We start from the raw sequence: 17,138 nt of genomic DNA on the forward strand, positions 1-17,138 counted from the left end.
AGGACAAAGACAACGAGGGCATTCTTATGATAAGTTTTATTTGGATGGGTCATTTAAACTCAGAAACCAACTGTTCACTGTGCCAATTAGGCCCTAAAAGTCTTGCAAAACAATTACCTGATAAGCAAGTTACCCTTTGGGTTCCCGATTCATTAACAGAACAAGCCAATAACCTGTTTTCAGATTATCCCAACATTACCATAAGATCGGTACAAGCAATGTTGCGCAAAGAGTATGGTAGATTAGAATATATTGACGAGAGAGCAGAGCATATCCGTGTTTTGTACGATATGATGCAGGCAACAGAGAGCTATACTGCACAAAAAGATCTTATGTCTTTTGCAATTATGGCGGAATATGGCGGTTATTATTTCGATTGCACCACCACGTTTGATGAACGCATCAAGCTGCCTGAACCCCATGATTTTAAAATCACGTTACAACAAGTATGCCAGGATTGGGAGGAAGAAACTTATCCCTTATACAGCAGCGATATTTGGGCATTTGCCGCACCTCGAGGGCATCAACTCTTTATGTATTCGCTTGGAAAAGAACTGGATCTTTACTTTGGCGACTCGGCAGTCAGAGTCTGGGAAAATAATCAAACAGGCAGCTTTAGCGCAGCATTAACGACAGGCTTGGTTGATCTTTATGATACACAACTAGCAAAAGGCACTCCTATACAACATGAAGCTGCGAAGAAATGGCTTAAAGAACATTCATGGACAGACACCCCCACCGATTTTGGACACGAAGTACCAGAGTTAGGATTAACAAAATACAATACGGGTCTATGGCGAAGAATTCCTGGTGAATTACCTACCGACCCAATAAACTCAAATGCATTTCATAAACTTGGCTTATTTTCACGTGCAGCATCCAACCCTCCCAGCTCTTCAGTAAGAGAAGAAGACAATGACAATAGTCCTAAGCCCGCAGCACTTTAGATGCGGCCTATTGAAATTTAAAGTTGAGTTATTGAGTAGAGTGGTTCTTGGAATAAAAAAAGTATTAACCTGCAGCATGCGCAACAAATAATCTCTTTATCGGATTGAGTTCATTGCACATCCGCAACCCCAGGCCACGTAACAGAGTGATTGGCTTATCCGTCTGAGAAAATAAGTGTTTGAACCCTTCCATTAACATAATGGTTTGCCAAACGGCATGTTTACGCTCTCTTTGATAGGCTCCCAACATCTTTTTGGATACCAGAGTGTGTTGGATTTGCTCGTTAAGCTTAAGCCAGGATGCAATATCAGCTAAGCCAAGATTTAATCCTAATCCGGCCAAGGGATGAATGGTATGAGCAGCATCTCCTAAAAGCAACCACCGTGTACCGGTATAGTGTTTGACATGGCGCATTTGCAAGGGAAATTGATGGCGTGGACTGATTAATTCCACTTGTCCCAGTTCGTTTGCGAACGCCCGGGTAAGCTCCGCATTAAAATCAGACTCGGTAAGCGCCATTAATGCCTGGGCTCGCTCGGAATCGCTAGACCAGACAATGGAGCAATGGTGTGAGTCAACCAAAGGTAAAAACGCCAAAGGGCCATCAGGATTAAAAACCTGAAATGCTGTTTTTAGATGAGGTTTCTCTGTACGCACAGTAGCTACCAAGGCATTTTGGTGATAAGACCAGCTGGTTAGTTCTATCTTTAATGCGTTTCGAGTTGGCGAATGCGCCCCATCAGCAATCATCAATAATTGCCCTTCCCAAACCTGTTGTTCGCTGCGTATGTTAATACTGCGTTCCGAATTCTCTACCTCATCAACACTACAGTGTGCAAATAGACTGATGTTTTTATGGTCTAATGCCCTGAGTAATAGTCCTTGCTTTAAAATGGATTCTTCTATAATGGAACCCAAACGCTGTTCTGCGATAAGTCGTGAATCAAAATCTATATGCGCACCGGTCTGGGCGTCCCAAACATGCATGTGATGGTATGGGGAAACTCGAGACGCATCCAATAAATCCCAAACACCTAATTGCTTGAATAAAGACTGCGATGCCTTATTGATGGCATAAACTCGCCTATCGGTAATGGATGTATCAACGGTTAGTGACCCGGCATCAATGACCGCAACGGAGTAATTACGTTGCGCCATGGCAATAGCCGCAGTTAATCCGACTATACCACCACCAACGACTAACACGTCAAATCGATGACTCATAAAAACTCCTGCTTGCTCAATGGTATTTCGCACACCAAATCAGGAATCACACCGCCATATCCTCGGGCATAGTGCGCCAGTATATTTTTTAAAACAGTACTGTTATCGAGAGCAATAAGACCGATATTGCGCAGCAGACTCACCCCTGGTAATCGAGTGGTGAAGAGTTGAATCAACCCATCTGTAAAACGAGCAATCATTTTTTGATCATGTTGCCTTAACTGCATGTATCGTTCCAACATTGAGGCATTTAAGCCATGATGGGCAATACATTGGGCAAGAACTGCAACATCACGAATACCCAGATTAAAGCCTTGACCAGCCACAGGATGCAAGGTATGTGCGGCATTACCAACAAAAACAACAGGCCATTGGGTTTGCTGCGGCATGAGAACCTGGCGTAACGGATAGGTAAATCTTTTGCCAACTTGAGTAAAACGCCCTAAACGATAACCAAATGCCCGCTGCAGTTCTTTAAGAAAGAGATCATCTTTCAATCCCGTTAAAACCTGGGCTTGCTCTGGGGGCACAGCCCAAACCAGCGACATTTTATTACCCTGCATGGGAAGCAAAGCTAGAGGGCCATGAGCGGTAAAGCGTTCATACGCTTTATAATCGTGCGCTTTTTGTAAAGCAACATTAGCTACCAGGGCATAATGGTTATATGTTTTGGTTTGGGCGGTTAAATGACATAACTGGCGCACTTTAGAATCAGTACCGTCTGCCGCTACGATTAACTGTGCTGCGATAGTAATTTCGCCAGATTCAGTCATCACGGTTACGGTTTTATGATCATCGCTCAAGGCTTTGACTGATGCCGGAGCCACAATCTGATTTTTGTCTAATAACTGATGCAATGCCCTATTAATGTATTGAATTTCGACAACATAACCTAAGGGGTTGGCTTCATCCCCCCATAATCGGGATGCGCCAAAACGGTGCTGATCAGATACATGAATCATGCTAATGGGTGTAGCGTATTCCTGTAAAATACCCCAAACCCCCAGCATATTCAGGATGGTTTTACTTGCCGGCGACAAAGCAATAGTCCTGGCATCAAAATCAGGATTGACCTTGTCGCTAAAGGGTTTTGATTCAACCAACAAGGTTTTATACCCCAAATCCTGCAACTCCAGCATTAATGTGGCGCCCGCCAGGCCTCCACCCACTATGAGAATATCTGTCTGTTGATCAGCCACGCATCAAAGCCTCTATTTCGTCCACGTCAACGGGAAGGGCAGCGGTTAATACCTCATGTCCTGAAGCCGTAACCACGACATCATCTTCAATACGCACCCCTATATCCCACCAACGTGGATCTACACCACTCATTCCTGCACTAATGTATATTCCTGGCTCTACGGTTAATACCATTCCGGCCTCAAGAGGCCGCCATTCATGGTTGATTTTATATAGCCCTGAATCATGCACATCCAGCCCCAGCCAATGCCCTGAATTATGCATGTAAAAAGGCTTGTAGGCCTCTTGTTCTATCAACTCATCCACAGCTCCGTGCAAAATACCTATTTCAACCAAACCTGCAGTTAAGATTTTAACCATAATTTGTTGCACTGCATTCCAGGCAAGACCTGGCTTAATTGCAGCTATTCCTGCCTTTTGCGCTTTTAGAACCAATTCATAAATAATTTTTTGCTCGGGACTAAATCGGCCATTAACTGGAAAAGTCCGGGTTATATCTGCGGCATAATTACCGAACTCTGCACCCGCATCAATCAACACGAGATCACCGTTTTTTAATGGTTTGTTGTTGTCAGTATAATGAAGAATACACGCATTACCCCCACTGCCTACTATAGGATCATAGGCAACACTTCGGCACCCATGTCGACTGAACTCATAAATCAATTCAGCTTCCAATTGATACTCATATTCAAGGCTCTTGCATGCTTGCATGGCTCTTTGGTGCGCACCTACTGAAATACGGGCAGCCTGCCGCATTAAATCAAGCTCTGCTTCACTTTTGAACAAACGCATTTCGCTGAGCAAAGGCTCCAGATCACAAAAGGTTTCAGGCGCTTTAACCCCTTTTCTAACTTGAGATTTAATCGCATTTAAAGTCCGCATTAAACGCTTTTCCAAAGTTAAATCTCTGCCCAAAATAAAATAAACAGCCGACTTACCCATCATCAATTGCGGTAGCTCTGCGTCCAGACTGCTGATAGGAAAAGCGCTGTCCATACCCAATTCACTCACAGCGCCTTCCTGCCCCAGGCGTTTACCCGTCCATTGTTCTTGAGCCGGATTGCGTGGACGATTAAACATGATGCTCTGGCCTGAATCACCAGAGGTGATGACTAACACGGCATCGGGCTCATTAAAGCCAGTTAAATAATAAAAATCACTATCTTGGCGAAATCGATAATGTGCATCGCCATTACGCAGCGATTCCGGCGCTGCTGAAACGATTGCGATGCTGTCTTTGGCTAGTTGTTGCGCCAGCCTTTTTCGTCTGTTTTCATATTCACCAAGCATAGTCACATCCTTTTTAATTAGTGGGTTGTTTCCGAACCGTTGCGTTCTCTTTCATTCATCACTAAATCACCATGCAAACGAATTACTGCCAACCGTGCATATTCGCTTACTTCCATTAGTGCTTTTTCATCTTCTTCATCTACATCAAGTGTGTCGCAGTCCAGTTCGGCAAATTCCATAATGTGCTGGAGCGCTTCCTGCGCTTCTTCTTCGTAAAACTGCTCCATCCCCACTCCTGCCATAGTCAATCCCTGAGTAAAGCCCTCGCACCACTCGCTAAACGCCTGAGCTCGCTCGACCAGCGAGCACTCTCCATCGGGTAGCAAAAGCTCAAAATCAAAAGCAAAATTATTGATTTGTTGCTGGCTAACTGTATAAACAGAAAACATAATCATTAAAGCGTTTCGGCTTTCTTCATCTTTTTTGTTGTTTAATAGTGCGCGTAAATAGGCCTCGCCCTGACTGTCAGCACCTGCACACAGATAACCGCACATCATCCCATGCAATTCACTTGCAGAAATACTGAGGGACAATACAGCAACAGATGCAACAAATTGATCATATTCAGGCAAATGCAGATGAGATTTTTCTACAGACATAATTTACTCGTTTTTCACAAATGATTAATGATAACCGATTTACAGTGAGTGTTCACCTGCCTTAACCACCTGCTAATAAATTATCACTATTTGCTGCATTCCCGCAAAATTGCTACTATTTAAAGAGCATAGGCTACAGTTAAGGCATAATAATGACTCATATTAAAACCTGTAAAGTGAAAATATTAAATAAATCATATGATATAAAATGCCCTGAAGGTGAAGAAGCCAACTTATTGCTCGCTGCTGAAAAGATAGACGAGCACATGCAACGCAATAAAAACAAGTTCAGAACGCTGGATAATTTCCATAATTTACTTCTCGCTGCACTGGATATTGGTCACGAACTTATCTTGTGTAAAACCGAACAAGAGCAACAAAGACAAAAAGTAACTCAATTTATCACTTCTTTAGAAAATAAAATTAACAAAACCGTAGGCGGAGAAGCCGATAACCTGCCGCACACTGATTAATCACTGGTTATGTGGCATATTATTTTATAATAAACCGATTCAACTTGTTGAAAGGATTTCATCATGAGACGTCAATGGTATCTTGGATTTGGGGTACTTTTATTAATTTTACTGGCTCTTTTTGCCATGCTTCATGACATCAAGTGGTTTATCGGGTTTATGATCCCACTGATCGTGCTGGGAATTTATGATGTGTGCCAGACAAAAAGCAGTATATTACGTAACTTTCCGGTATTAGGCCACGTGCGTTTTTTTCTGGAATTCATTCGCCCGGAGATTCAGCAATATTTTATCGCAACCGATGAAAGCGAACTGCCGTTTAACCGGGAAATTCGTTCACTGGTGTACCAAAGATCTAAAAATTCCCGTGACACCATTCCCTTTGGAACAGAACGCGATATCTCCAGTGTTGGTTATACCTGGGCGCTGCATTCATTAGTACCGAAACACGCTGCAGAAGTTGAAGACCGCATTACAGTAGGAGGCCCCGATTGTAAAAAACCCTATAATGCATCCCGGCTGAATATTTCGGGCATGAGTTTTGGCGCCCTATCCGGGAACGCCATTATGGCGCTTAACAAAGGAGCGCAAATTGGGGGATTTGCCCACAACACTGGTGAAGGTGGGCTGAGTCCCTACCACCTGCAAGGTGGCGATATCATTTTTCAAATAGGAACGGCGTATTTTGGTTGCCGTGATGAGCATGGTCATTTTAACGATGAAGAATTTATCAAGGAAGCGCATCGTGATGAAGTAAAAATGATAGAAATCAAGCTATCGCAAGGAGCAAAGCCCTCTCATGGCGGAATACTGCCTGCAGCTAAATTAACTAAGGAAATTGCGACAGTACGTAAAGTCAAAATGGGACAAGATGTGCTGTCCCCAATTGCGCATACGGCTTTCGATACACCTGTTGGCATGTTGCATTTCGTTAAAAAACTGCGTGATCTTTCTGGCGGCAAACCAGTTGGTTTTAAATTATGTCTGGGCCGCAAAGATGAGTTTCTTGCACTATGTAAAGCCATGCTGAAAACGCAGATTATGCCTGATTTTATCACTGTGGATGGCGCAGAGGGCGGAACAGGCGCCGCCCCGGTAGAGTATGCCAATTTTATTGGTACTCCGCTGGAAGAAGGGCTGGTTTTTGTCCATAACGCTCTTGTCGGCATCAATGTCCGTGATAAAATTCGAATCATTTGCAGCGGTAAAGTGACCAACGGCTTCGATCTGGTTACTAATATTGCTCTGGGTGCAGACATGTGCAACTCAGCCAGAGCAATGATGATGGCCATAGGCTGCCTGCAATCCAAACAATGTAATGCCAATACATGCCCCACAGGGATAGCAACACAAAACAAACGCTTGCAATTTGGCCTGGTAGTCGATGAAAAAAAACATCAGGTGGCTAATTATCATAAAAATACCATGAAGAGTTTTTTGGAAATGGTTGGTGCGCTGGGTTTAAGTAATCCCAGTGATTTAAGACCAAGTCATATTATGAGGCGCATAGGGGTTAATGATGTCAAACCGCTAAGTGAGCTCTATGACTATTTATCACCGGGTCAATTACTTGGCAACAACATCCCGACGCAATTTAAAGTCTATTGGGAGATGGCTAATCCAGATTCCTTCTAGGTTATCAAAAAACTGCAGCAGCCAAGTGCGGCAATGCTCCACCTGCTGTAAGCAGGAACATGAAAAATAGTTTAGCGTGAAAACAAAGCGACAGATGCAGTGATGATGGCATTATGTGTCATATGATTGGCTACGGCTGCGGTAAGCCTACCCTCTGTTTTATGAACCAGTAACTCGGCAGCCAGTGCAGAAAAAAATCTGCTGGATACGGAGCCATAACTATGTGCAGTCGCAAATAATAATGCGCTGGATGCGGCAGAAATTGCTTTGGCACTGCTTTGGTTTATGCTCGTTGTTTCTAAAAGAGAACGAATACCTCGAGTAAGAATCCCTCTGAAAATCAATTCTTCAATAAGAGGACTGTAAATGCAAGCGCTCAAAACGAACCAAAAATCGAGTGCACCCAAATCAGTCCTTTCGCCCCAGGGTCTTTCTAAAACAAGGCGCAGATTATATTCAATATACGAAATCGTCAGGCCTATGGGAAGGAGGACGGCCGCACAGACAGCGCCTAATAACACTTCTTTTACAAAGTTCTTATGTGCATCGCTCAAAGAATGAGGCGGTTCAGAGGCAATTAGCGCACATGGTTCAAGCAGTACATTATCGCTATTCTCTTCCCTGGTTTTAATTGCCAGTTTTGGTTCTTTACCAAAAAATTTCATCATCTACCACTCACGCACCATACTCCCCAAAACCGCAGAAGAGTTATTTCGTTTCATTGACCCGAATTCGCCTTATAGCCAAACACCGCAAAAGCCAAATATTTTGGCATATGCCGACAGAGGATGCTAACTCATTAATCCATGAATGACAATGTTGAAAAAGTCTTCCGTCAAGCAATGGGACTTGCGGTTTTATAATGACATAATGGACTGTTTTACCAAGCGGTCAAGAGAAACAAAAAACAGCTCATCAAATTTTTGCACACGAGGCAACATCCTTAGAATGCAGCAATGCTGCCTCTTTAATAAGCACTTTGAAATTTTTTACATACTCTGCGGATTTTTCTCTATGTTTTCATCATGAGGCACTGCTATAATGAAGGTAACCCGATGGCGAATGATTTTAGAACCAACGCTCATAAGCCAGGGGAGCATCCTGTAATTGGCGTTGTGCAAGACCACCACAGCAGTGGTAAGCCTGAACCGATTCATCCGCCCCCCACCTGAACCTCAGGGTTCAAAATCTATGCTTGTCGGGTTAATTCTTAATGAGTTGTTCTTTCAATAACAGATACTCATCCCTAACCTGAGCAGCCTGTTCAAATTCCATATTCTTGGCATGCTGGTACATTTTCTTTTCCAACACATTAATCTGTTTGACTAATTCCTGTTCTGACCATTGCGTGTACTGAGGCGTTTTTTCAGCAACAGCCGTTTTCCGTTTACCTATGTATGCACCTTCCATAATGTCTGCCACAGATTTATTAATGCCCATAGGAGTGATGCCATGCAGTGCATTAAAGGCTTTTTGCTTTTCCCTTCGTCTGTTGGTCTCATCCAGAGCTCGTTGCATAGAACCTGTTATTTTATCCGCATACAAAATAGCCCTGCCCTTTACGTTACGTGCTGCACGACCTATGGTTTGGATTAACGAACGATCCGATCGCAAAAATCCCTCTTTATCCGCATCAAGAATAGCCACCAAAGCAACCTCTGGCATATCCAAACCTTCTCGCAGCAAATTAATCCCAACCAGCACATCAAACTCACCCAAACGTAAATCACGAATGATCTCAACGCGCTCTACCGTATCCACATCCGAGTGCAAATAACGTACCTTAATGCCATGCTCAGTGAGGTAATCGGTAAGATCTTCAGCCATTCTTTTGGTCAAAGTAGTCACCAACACTCGCCCGCTGTCTTTAATTACCCGACGAATCTCAGACATTAAATCATCGACCTGTGTTCGTACCGGCCGGATCTCGACTTCTGGATCAACTAATCCCGTGGGTCTGACAACCTGTTCCGCAGTATTGGCTGAATGTTCCTGCTCATAGGGGCCTGGTGTTGCAGAAACATAAATGGTTTGCGGCGACCGCTCTTCAAACTCTTCAAAGCGCATGGGTCGATTATCTAAAGCAGAAGGCAGACGAAAGCCATAATTCACCAATGTTTCTTTACGTGAGCGATCGCCTCGATACATGCCCCCTATCTGCGGAACAGTCACATGCGATTCATCGATGATGAGTAAGGCTTCAGGCGGTAAATAATCAAACAAGGTTGGCGGCGCTTCACCGGATTGCCGTCCTGATAAATAACGAGAGTAATTCTCTATACCCGAACAATAACCAAGCTCCAGCATCATTTCTATATCAAAACAGGTTCGTTGTTCCAGACGCTGCGCTTCAACCAGTTTATTCTGTGCGTTAAATTCAGCAAGACGATGTTGCAGCTCATCTTTGATTAATTCCACCGTTTCCAATACCCGTTCTCTTGGAGTAACGTAGTGTGTTTTAGGGAAAATGGTAATCCGAGGCAAACGTTGTAAGATTTCGCCAGTTAACGGATCAAAACGGGCAATACTCTCTATCTCATCATCAAACAATTCAACTCGGATGGCCTCTTTTTCAGAATCGGCGGGAAAAATATCGATAACATCACCATGAACCCTAAACTGACCCCGTTCAAGAATTAAGGTATTTCTCGTGTATTGCATTTCAGCAAGGCGTTTTAAAATTTTACGCTGTTCACAGTGTTCTCCACGAGAAAGATGTAATACCATACGCAAATAGGAATCAGGATCACCCAAACCGTAGATTGCAGATACAGTAGCGACTATGATTGCATCCTTACGCTCAATTAATGCTTTGGTTGCCGATAAACGCATCTGCTCAATGTGTTCGTTAATGGATGAGTCTTTTTCTATAAAAGTATCAGAAGCAGGAACATAGGCTTCTGGTTGATAATAGTCGTAGTAGGACACGAAATATTCTACTGCGTTATCAGGAAAAAACGCTTTAAACTCACCGTAAAGTTGAGCGGCCAGTGTTTTATTGGGCGCCATAATTAAAGCGGGTCTTCTCATGGCCTGAATAACATGAGCAATAGTAAAGGTTTTACCCGAGCCAGTTACACCCAAAAGTGTTTGCTTGGCCAAGCCTGATTGCAAGCCATCGATTAAAGAGGCGATTGCAGCAGGCTGGTCGCCGGCTGGCTGGTAATTTGAATAAATTTTAAATAAGTCTTTCATATTCTATATTATATGCTAGGACACTGATAATTCACAGGAGTAACAGATGGATATCGCATTGGCGAAGCGTGTACAAAAAGTAAAACCCTCACCCACTCTGGCAGTCGCTGCAAAAGCGGCTCAGATGAAAGCACAAGGCCTGGACATCATAGGTCTTGGCACAGGGGAGCCTGACTTCGATACACCACAACATATAAAACTCGCCGCCATTGCAGCCATAGAAGCAGGTTATACCAAATACACTGCCGTAGATGGAATCCCTGAGTTAAAAGAAGCAATCCAAAAAAAATTCCAGCGAGATAATGGGCTTGACTACCAGATGAATCAAATTCTGGTTTCTGTTGGTGGAAAACAAAGCTGCTATAACTTATGCCAGGCACTACTTAATGAAGGCGATGAAGTCATTATTCCTGCTCCTTACTGGGTTTCTTATCCTGACATGGTTTTATTAGCGGATGGAGTACCCGTGATTATTTCAACAACTCCTGAGCAACGCTATAAGATCAACGCACATCAGCTCGAACAAGCCATTACGCCTAAAACCAGAATGATCTTTCTCAACAGTCCATCCAACCCATCAGGAATAGCCTATACCCTTGATGAATTAAAGGAGCTGGGAACTGTATTAAAAAAACATCCCAATATTCTTATTGCCACTGATGACATGTATGAACACATCCTCTGGAGCCAGCCCTTCGTCAACATACTCAACGCCTGCCCGGAATTATATGACAGAACCATAGTTCTGAATGGTGTGTCCAAAGCATACGCCATGACCGGATGGCGAATTGGCTATGCAGCAGGCCCTGCACCGTTAATCAACGCCATGAAAACCGTTCAATCGCAATCCACATCCAACCCATGCTCCATTGCTCAAAGAGCAGCGGTAGCCGCTTTGAATGGCGGCACTGACAGCGTCCATGAGATGGTCAACGCCTTCCATCAACGCCATAACTACGTTGTCGAGAGACTAAACAACATACACGGTATAGAGGTTATCCCTGCCGATGGTACTTTTTACATTTTCCCCAGTGTCCAACGCATTATAGAAAAAAGAGGATACGCCAACGACATCGAATTTTCCGAGAGATTATTAAACGAAGTAGGCGTCGCATTAGTACCCGGTTCCGCCTTCGGAACCGAAGGCTGTATCCGCATTTCATTCGCTACAGGAATTGATACATTAAAAGACGCATTAAACCGTTTACAACGTTTTTGCAGTGAATAATAAAAATTTATTAAAATACACTTGACCAGAAGGCGGAATCGTTTTAAGATTTCGCCTCAATTCCCCGGTAGCTCAGTCGGTAGAGCGGATGACTGTTAATCATTAGGTCGGCGGTTCGAGCCCGTCCCGGGGAGCCATATCCCACAAGGCTTCTGGTTAAAATCAAATTTCTTCGTAATCCCTCTGGGTACACTTACCTGAAAGTGGTGGTAACCTCTGTTGAAGAATGAGGACTCCTCCATGCCTATTAAAATAGATTTAGACCACCCTATTTTCACGCTGAAATATAAAGTACAAGAAGCAAGCTCTTTCTTACTTGAAACCTTTGGGTTTAATTATTTTCAGTATCTTCGTTGCTATGCCGACGGCTCAATTAACTGCTTAACGAATAATACCGGTCTATTTGAATATGCCAAAAAATGTCATGATCAACCTATAGTCTTTTCTTCTTTTGAAGAAGCGCATGAAAATGTGCCTTTCTATTGGTTTCTATGGGATGAGGCATTACCTCTAACGGCACCGTTACAACTGGCAAGAGAGAAACTCAATTTTCATAATGGCTTAACACTAGTGCGGCGTACTAAAAATTACTATGACATGATCGCCGTCGCTTTACCGTATGAACACCCCAATCCTGGTTCGTTTTATCTAAATAAAATAAAGGCTATAGAACAATTCATTTATGACTTTGATAAGCAAAATAAGGATTTACTACACATTATGGACAAAAGCGCTATTGCGCTACCTAAAGCGTATAGAGATGTGAATTATCAAGAGATGTGCTTAAGTCAGGGTAAAGTCAAAGCCAAGGGTAAAGCAGGGATGACTTATCTGACAACTCAGGAAGTAGCTTGCCTGGGATTAGTTCTGCAAGGCTTTTCCTACAAGCAAATTGCACACATGCTAGAAATTTCGCCAAGAACGGTGGAAACGTATCTCATCAGATTGAAACAGCGTACAGGTTACACATCTTTTTCTGAACTTGAACGGATTATACATGCTTAATTGTCCGGGAATGTTACGGACAGATCTCCATTCTAAAATGGTTCATAATCGCATCAACTTTTATTGATGTGGAGATCTTATTATGAAAATTCAAGAAAAACCTGCTGAGCAATTATTTAAGCAATTTTGTGAAGGTTATAAAAAGCGTGATTTGCCTTTTTTATTGAACTTATTTACCAGAAATTCAAACATGTGGGGTTCAGGCCTTGATGAGTATCGTCAAGGGTTAAAGGAAATTGAAACCCAATTACTTAGAGATTGGAGCCAGTCAGAGCACGGTGAAATTGAAGTTATAAACTTTGTGCCTATTTCGCAAGATACTTTATGGACTGCCGCAATTTGCAATGCTCATGTGACAATTGATGGTACCAAGCATACTTTTGAGCATTTACGTGGAACACTTATCGCTGAAAAAGAAGATGGAATTTGGAAAATTGCTCATACTCATTGCTCTTTCCCAGATTATCGCAATGCGAAAAATGGGTCTTTCCCAGTGAATAGTTAAAAAGTCCTTACAAGAGAGTCCTTTTGTTAAATAACCTAAATCAAAATCCCGGTTGCGAGCAACCAGGCTACATAACACTATTATTCTTCAGCAAGTAGCCCGTTTGCTTGCAAACGGGGAAATCAAATCTGGATGGGCAAGTAGGAATAGGAAATATGCAAGGGGATATGGGCAATAGGGGTCAAATATGAAAACAACCTCAAGAACCGAGAAAAAGTACCATGCTTTTGATTCCTCTCCACGATGTGTGGCAAGAACTAAAGGAAATAATGGAATCCCATGCCGCTGCCCTGGGATGACAGGTAAAAATCATTGTCTCATTCATGGCTGCGCCAAGGGCTCAGGAGCGCCTCGTTGTAGTGCCAATGCTTTAAAACATGGCAGAACAACTGCTCAGGTTAAAGCATTTCGGATTAAAATTAGAGGTATTATTTAGCGTAGCAATAAACTTATTAACCAATTTAGCTAGTTAATACAGGCATCTCGGCGTAGTTTAAAAGTGAACTTTTATCCAACCTGAGCAAATAGATCCCATCCTGCCTTCTTAAGCGCAGGAAGAATAAATTTAGTTTTAATATCTGCTTCAGTGTAATTCATTTTTTATACTGTTATGCCCATTTAATATTTATAACCTCGGCTAATGGTAATTGACTACCATAAATGTCATTAATTAGATTATACTACAAATAATATGGCTCACTCCTCTACATAAAAATGCACGAGTGAGTTTTCCTTCGCTGTAACACACTGACTATAAAATATCACCCATTAAATCATACAATTATAAAAAGTTTACATTTTATTTAAAAATTCTAGGAATCCTCGAATATTTCTAGTTAAATTAAACCTAGGTTTAACTTTATGCTATAATATCTAGTATGACTAGAAATAACGAATCAAAAATAAACCATTTTATGGTTACAGCCCCCTCAGGCGTGGTATTAACTGCCGCATGGCTTGAAGAGCAAGGCGTATCGTCCAAGCTGGCTTGGTGGTATGTCCACTCAGGGCTATTAGAAAAGCTCGGAACTAACGCTTATAAAAAAGCAGGCGATCACATCACTTGGGAAGGAGCGATTAATGCGCTGCAAACACAGCTAGCAACTCCAATCCATGTAGGAGCAAAAACTGCCTTGCATTTATTAGGATTAGGGCATTTTGTATCTATGCAAGGCATGCAGCACATCATGCTATTTGCGCCTGCAATTACTAAAATACCAAAATGGCTATTAGCTAATACATGGAATGCAGAATTTGAGATATACAAATCCTCATTATTTTCTAATGATCAAGGATTAGTAGAACGACCTATCAATGGCATAAACTTAAAAATATCCAGTCCTGAAAGAGCCGCGCTTGAACTACTTTATTTATATCCTCAGCACCAATCACTGAATGAGATAACCTACTTAATAGAAAACCTAACTCAATTAAGGCCTAAAATAATCCAGGCATTACTAGAGGACTGCCATTCAATCAAAGTAAAAAGGCTTTTCTTACATTTAAGTGAACAATTTAATCATCCTTGGTTTTCTAGTTTGGATTTAACAAAAGTAGATTTGGGCAAAGGTAAGCGAGTATTAGCTGAAGGCGGAAAATATTTTTCTAAATATCAGCTGTCTTTGCCTGAAGTAAAGGAGTAATGCATTGAGTTTTCAAGACGGTTATAAAAATCAAGTGGCTTTATTGCTCGAAGTTTTACCTGTACTTAATGATTTTAAATGTTTCGCTTTAAAAGGTGGCACAGCAATTAATTTATTCATCCATGATATGCCCAGATTAAGTGTTGATATTGACCTGACTTATTTACCTATTGAGAGCCGAGATGTTTTCCTTTCAAATATCGAAGTTGAATTACTGAAAATGAAACAGCTAATCGAGCAATTAGGAGTGACAGTTAAAACCGTACCTATGAAAAACGGCTCAATATCCAAACTACAGGTTTATTCCAATAATGGCATGATCAAGATTGAACCCAATTTTGTCTTAAGGGGTTCGGTATTTCCTTGTGAAGAAAAAGAGCTATGCGACAAAGCCCAAGAACAGTTTTTAAAATTTATGCGCATTAAAACATTATCTGTGGCTGATTTATACGGGGGCAAAATATGCGCAGCCTTAGATAGGTATCACCCTCGTGATCTGTTTGATATAAAACTTTTATTAGAAAATCAGGGGTTAACCGAAGCAGTTCGGCAAGCATTCATTGTTTATCTTGCCAGTGGATCAAGACCTATGCATGAACTTCTTGAACCAAGAACAACAGAAGCATCACAAAAGGAATTTGAAAACACTTTTCAAAATGAGTTTTCTGGCATGACTTCTATTCCTACCACACATGAAGAATTAAAAGACATTCGAGCACATTTACCTAAACTGCTGCTGAGTTCTTTTACCGAAACAGAAAAAATGTTTTTAATTCAATTAAAGTCTGGCAATCCTGACTGGTCATTACTACCTATAGATGGCATTGAAAATCTTCCCGGTATTCAATGGAAGTTACAAAACATTAACAAAATTCCCGAAGAGAAAAAAATAGAACAGCTCAGCAAACTAAAACGAATTTTAGAGGTCTAATTTGACTACATCAGCTGTTCCTTACATTTTTTCTGGAACCTCTAAACCCAAAATATCAAAGGTTAAAAGCAGTTGCTTTAGTGTTAAAGCTGACATTGCTAAACGGGAATTACGAATCGCTACATTTTCTTCTGTTAGAACATTACAAGAAGCATAAAATCGGTTATAAGCTGAAGCAAGTTCAAAAGCAAAATCACAAAGATGATGGGGTTCAAATTTAGTATAAGCAGTAAATATGGCTTTAGGTAACCTTGTAAAAGTTAATTGTAAATTTTCTTCAAATAAATTTACTGCTGGTAATATTTTTAGATTGCTTTCATCAAGAGGGTTAGTTTTTTGAAGCATCGATTTAATACGGACCGCAGAATATAAAAGATAAGGTCCTGTTTTACCTTCAAATTGTGAGGCAACCTTTAAATCAAATATATAATCAGAGATTCTAGGGTTTGATAAATCGGCAATTTTTAATGTAGATAAGGCAATTTTGTTAATTATGTCATTTTTTAAATTCTCGTCTATATCATTATTATTAAAACGAGAACCAGCGTTAATTTTAGCTTCTTTAATTAAATCTTTCAGGCTCATAGTTCCGCCACCTCTGGTCTTGAATGGTTTACCATCCAAACCATTGACCGTACCAAAACCCACGTGCTCTAAAATAACAGAATCAGCCAATTGGCATTTTTTGGCTGCCTGGAACACTTGCTTGAAATGAAGAGACTGGCGCTTATCTACAACATATAAAATTAAATCTGGACTAATAGTATTGACTCTTTCAACTATAGTAGCTAAATCTGTTGTGCCATACATAAAGGCCCCATCAGACTTCTTTAATATTAAAGGAGGCATATCTTCCTCTAATTCAATTATAGTTGCTCCATTGCTTTCTACAGCTATTTTATCTTCTATCAACGTTTCAATTAACCTCGCTGCCAGATCATGAACAGTGCTTTCACCATTCCATAAATTAAATGTAACGCCTAATTCATTAAAGTCTTTTTTTAATGATTCGATTGAAATATTGGAAAAATGAGTCCATAAAGCCACCAACCCCCTTTTCTTCTTTTGGAGTTCTAATGTAGATGTTCTGGCTTTTTGCATTTCTACTTCATCGGCTTTACACAAAGCTGCAGCTTGAGGATAGAGAGCTGATAGTTCGTCCACTGTTACAGGTGATTGCGTATTCCGGAGGACTTGATCACTAATTCCGTTAGGCATTTGATCACCGATTCCGGAGTATTTGATCACTTCAACGCCTC

At 41.5% G+C, this 17,138-nt stretch carries 16 protein-coding genes and 1 tRNA gene; 10 read left to right on the forward strand and 7 right to left on the reverse strand.

The annotated features are described in order from the left end of the window. The first annotated feature begins 26 nt into the window (after positions 1-26). Entirely contained in the window at positions 27-947 is a 921-nt protein-coding gene (locus Lwor_RS03100) for a glycosyltransferase (RefSeq protein WP_058492440.1), read from the forward strand. A gap of 64 nt (positions 948-1,011) precedes the next feature. Here the strand turns inward: Lwor_RS03100 and Lwor_RS03105 are convergent, their stop codons facing one another. The 4 genes from Lwor_RS03105 to Lwor_RS03120 are packed head-to-tail and all read right to left on the reverse strand — an operon-like array spanning position 1,012 to position 5,264. Then, on the reverse strand, positions 1,012-2,172 hold the full coding sequence (locus tag Lwor_RS03105) for an FAD-dependent oxidoreductase (protein ID WP_058492441.1): 1,161 nt from the start codon (positions 2,170-2,172) through the stop codon (positions 1,012-1,014). After that, positions 2,169-3,371 carry a 2-octaprenyl-6-methoxyphenyl hydroxylase gene (ubiH, locus tag Lwor_RS03110; RefSeq protein ID WP_058492442.1) on the reverse strand — a complete coding sequence of 401 codons (1,203 nt, stop codon included), beginning with the start codon at positions 3,369-3,371 and terminating at the stop codon, positions 2,169-2,171. Before ubiH ends, Lwor_RS03105 begins: the two co-directional genes overlap by 4 nt. Then, positions 3,364-4,665, reverse strand: coding sequence for a Xaa-Pro aminopeptidase (pepP, locus tag Lwor_RS03115; RefSeq protein ID WP_058492443.1), 1,302 nt, complete (start codon positions 4,663-4,665; stop codon positions 3,364-3,366). Before pepP ends, ubiH begins: the two co-directional genes overlap by 8 nt. Before the next feature lie 17 nt (positions 4,666-4,682). Then, a complete protein-coding gene (locus Lwor_RS03120) occupies positions 4,683-5,264 on the reverse strand; it encodes a UPF0149 family protein (protein WP_058492444.1) in 582 nt (193 codons plus the stop codon). A gap of 152 nt (positions 5,265-5,416) precedes the next feature. Here Lwor_RS03120 and Lwor_RS03125 point away from each other — a divergent pair, with 152 nt between their 5' ends. Then, complete coding sequence (locus Lwor_RS03125) at positions 5,417-5,737, forward strand: cell division protein ZapA (protein WP_058492445.1); 321 nt, start codon at positions 5,417-5,419, stop codon at positions 5,735-5,737. Between the two features lie 63 nt (positions 5,738-5,800). Continuing rightward, positions 5,801-7,372, forward strand: coding sequence for an FMN-binding glutamate synthase family protein (locus Lwor_RS03130; RefSeq protein ID WP_058492446.1), 1,572 nt, complete (start codon positions 5,801-5,803; stop codon positions 7,370-7,372). A gap of 71 nt (positions 7,373-7,443) precedes the next feature. On the opposite strand, the gene Lwor_RS03135 is transcribed toward Lwor_RS03130, so the two are convergent. Continuing rightward, positions 7,444-8,040, reverse strand: a complete 597-nt coding sequence (locus tag Lwor_RS03135; protein ID WP_058492447.1) for a CPBP family intramembrane glutamic endopeptidase — start codon at positions 8,038-8,040, stop codon at positions 7,444-7,446. A 535-nt stretch (positions 8,041-8,575) separates the two neighbouring features. Then, positions 8,576-10,567, reverse strand: a complete 1,992-nt coding sequence (gene uvrB, locus Lwor_RS03140; RefSeq protein ID WP_058492448.1) for an excinuclease ABC subunit UvrB — start codon at positions 10,565-10,567, stop codon at positions 8,576-8,578. Between the two features lie 46 nt (positions 10,568-10,613). Between uvrB and Lwor_RS03145 the strand changes: the two genes are divergently transcribed. The 7 genes from Lwor_RS03145 (at position 10,614) to Lwor_RS03175 (ending at position 15,879) form a co-directional block, all read left to right on the forward strand. Then, positions 10,614-11,795, forward strand: a complete 1,182-nt coding sequence (locus tag Lwor_RS03145) for a pyridoxal phosphate-dependent aminotransferase (RefSeq protein WP_058492449.1) — start codon at positions 10,614-10,616, stop codon at positions 11,793-11,795. Between the two features lie 61 nt (positions 11,796-11,856). Next, positions 11,857-11,932, forward strand: a tRNA-Asn gene (locus Lwor_RS03150). A 103-nt stretch (positions 11,933-12,035) separates the two neighbouring features. Further along, positions 12,036-12,800, forward strand: a complete 765-nt coding sequence (locus Lwor_RS03155; RefSeq protein WP_058492450.1) for a helix-turn-helix transcriptional regulator — start codon at positions 12,036-12,038, stop codon at positions 12,798-12,800. A gap of 82 nt (positions 12,801-12,882) precedes the next feature. Next, the gene (locus tag Lwor_RS13300) at positions 12,883-13,305 is read left to right on the forward strand and encodes a nuclear transport factor 2 family protein (protein ID WP_065235834.1); all 423 of its coding nucleotides are present in this window, start codon (positions 12,883-12,885) and stop codon (positions 13,303-13,305) included. A 187-nt stretch (positions 13,306-13,492) separates the two neighbouring features. After that, positions 13,493-13,741 (forward strand): hypothetical protein, encoded by a 249-nt coding sequence (locus Lwor_RS03165; RefSeq protein WP_058492451.1) that lies wholly within the window; start codon positions 13,493-13,495, stop codon positions 13,739-13,741. Between the two features lie 442 nt (positions 13,742-14,183). Then, positions 14,184-14,948 carry a type IV toxin-antitoxin system AbiEi family antitoxin gene (locus Lwor_RS03170; RefSeq protein WP_058492452.1) on the forward strand — a complete coding sequence of 255 codons (765 nt, stop codon included), beginning with the start codon at positions 14,184-14,186 and terminating at the stop codon, positions 14,946-14,948. Positions 14,949-14,952: 4 nt separating this feature from the next. Beyond that, a complete protein-coding gene (locus Lwor_RS03175; protein WP_058492453.1) occupies positions 14,953-15,879 on the forward strand; it encodes a nucleotidyl transferase AbiEii/AbiGii toxin family protein in 927 nt (308 codons plus the stop codon). Between the two features lie 21 nt (positions 15,880-15,900). On the opposite strand, the gene argS is transcribed toward Lwor_RS03175, so the two are convergent. Next, positions 15,901-17,138, reverse strand: a 1,238-nt coding sequence (gene argS, locus Lwor_RS03180; RefSeq protein WP_238584611.1) for an arginine--tRNA ligase domain-containing protein, incomplete at its 5' end; no start/stop codon positions are given.

The organism is Legionella worsleiensis (genome assembly GCF_001467535.1).
Classification (GTDB): Bacteria; Pseudomonadota; Gammaproteobacteria; order Legionellales; family Legionellaceae; genus Legionella; species Legionella worsleiensis.

Bases quoted from the DNA above. Each gene is read 5' to 3' on its own strand.
- Lwor_RS03100 (WP_058492440.1), top strand. From the start codon at position 27: ATGATAAGTTTTATTTGGATGGGTCATTTAAACTCAGAAACCAACTGT.
- Lwor_RS03105 (WP_058492441.1), bottom strand. From the start codon at position 2,172: ATGAGTCATCGATTTGACGTGTTAGTCGTTGGTGGTGGTATAGTCGGA.
- pepP (WP_058492443.1), bottom strand. From the start codon at position 4,665: ATGCTTGGTGAATATGAAAACAGACGAAAAAGGCTGGCGCAACAACTA.
- Lwor_RS03120 (WP_058492444.1), bottom strand. From the start codon at position 5,264: ATGTCTGTAGAAAAATCTCATCTGCATTTGCCTGAATATGATCAATTT.
- Lwor_RS03125 (WP_058492445.1), top strand. From the start codon at position 5,417: ATGACTCATATTAAAACCTGTAAAGTGAAAATATTAAATAAATCATAT.
- Lwor_RS03130 (WP_058492446.1), top strand. From the start codon at position 5,801: ATGAGACGTCAATGGTATCTTGGATTTGGGGTACTTTTATTAATTTTA.
- Lwor_RS03135 (WP_058492447.1), bottom strand. From the start codon at position 8,040: ATGATGAAATTTTTTGGTAAAGAACCAAAACTGGCAATTAAAACCAGG.
- uvrB (WP_058492448.1), bottom strand. From the start codon at position 10,567: ATGAAAGACTTATTTAAAATTTATTCAAATTACCAGCCAGCCGGCGAC.
- Lwor_RS03145 (WP_058492449.1), top strand. From the start codon at position 10,614: ATGGATATCGCATTGGCGAAGCGTGTACAAAAAGTAAAACCCTCACCC.
- Lwor_RS03155 (WP_058492450.1), top strand. From the start codon at position 12,036: ATGCCTATTAAAATAGATTTAGACCACCCTATTTTCACGCTGAAATAT.
- Lwor_RS13300 (WP_065235834.1), top strand. From the start codon at position 12,883: ATGAAAATTCAAGAAAAACCTGCTGAGCAATTATTTAAGCAATTTTGT.
- Lwor_RS03165 (WP_058492451.1), top strand. From the start codon at position 13,493: ATGAAAACAACCTCAAGAACCGAGAAAAAGTACCATGCTTTTGATTCC.
- Lwor_RS03170 (WP_058492452.1), top strand. From the start codon at position 14,184: ATGACTAGAAATAACGAATCAAAAATAAACCATTTTATGGTTACAGCC.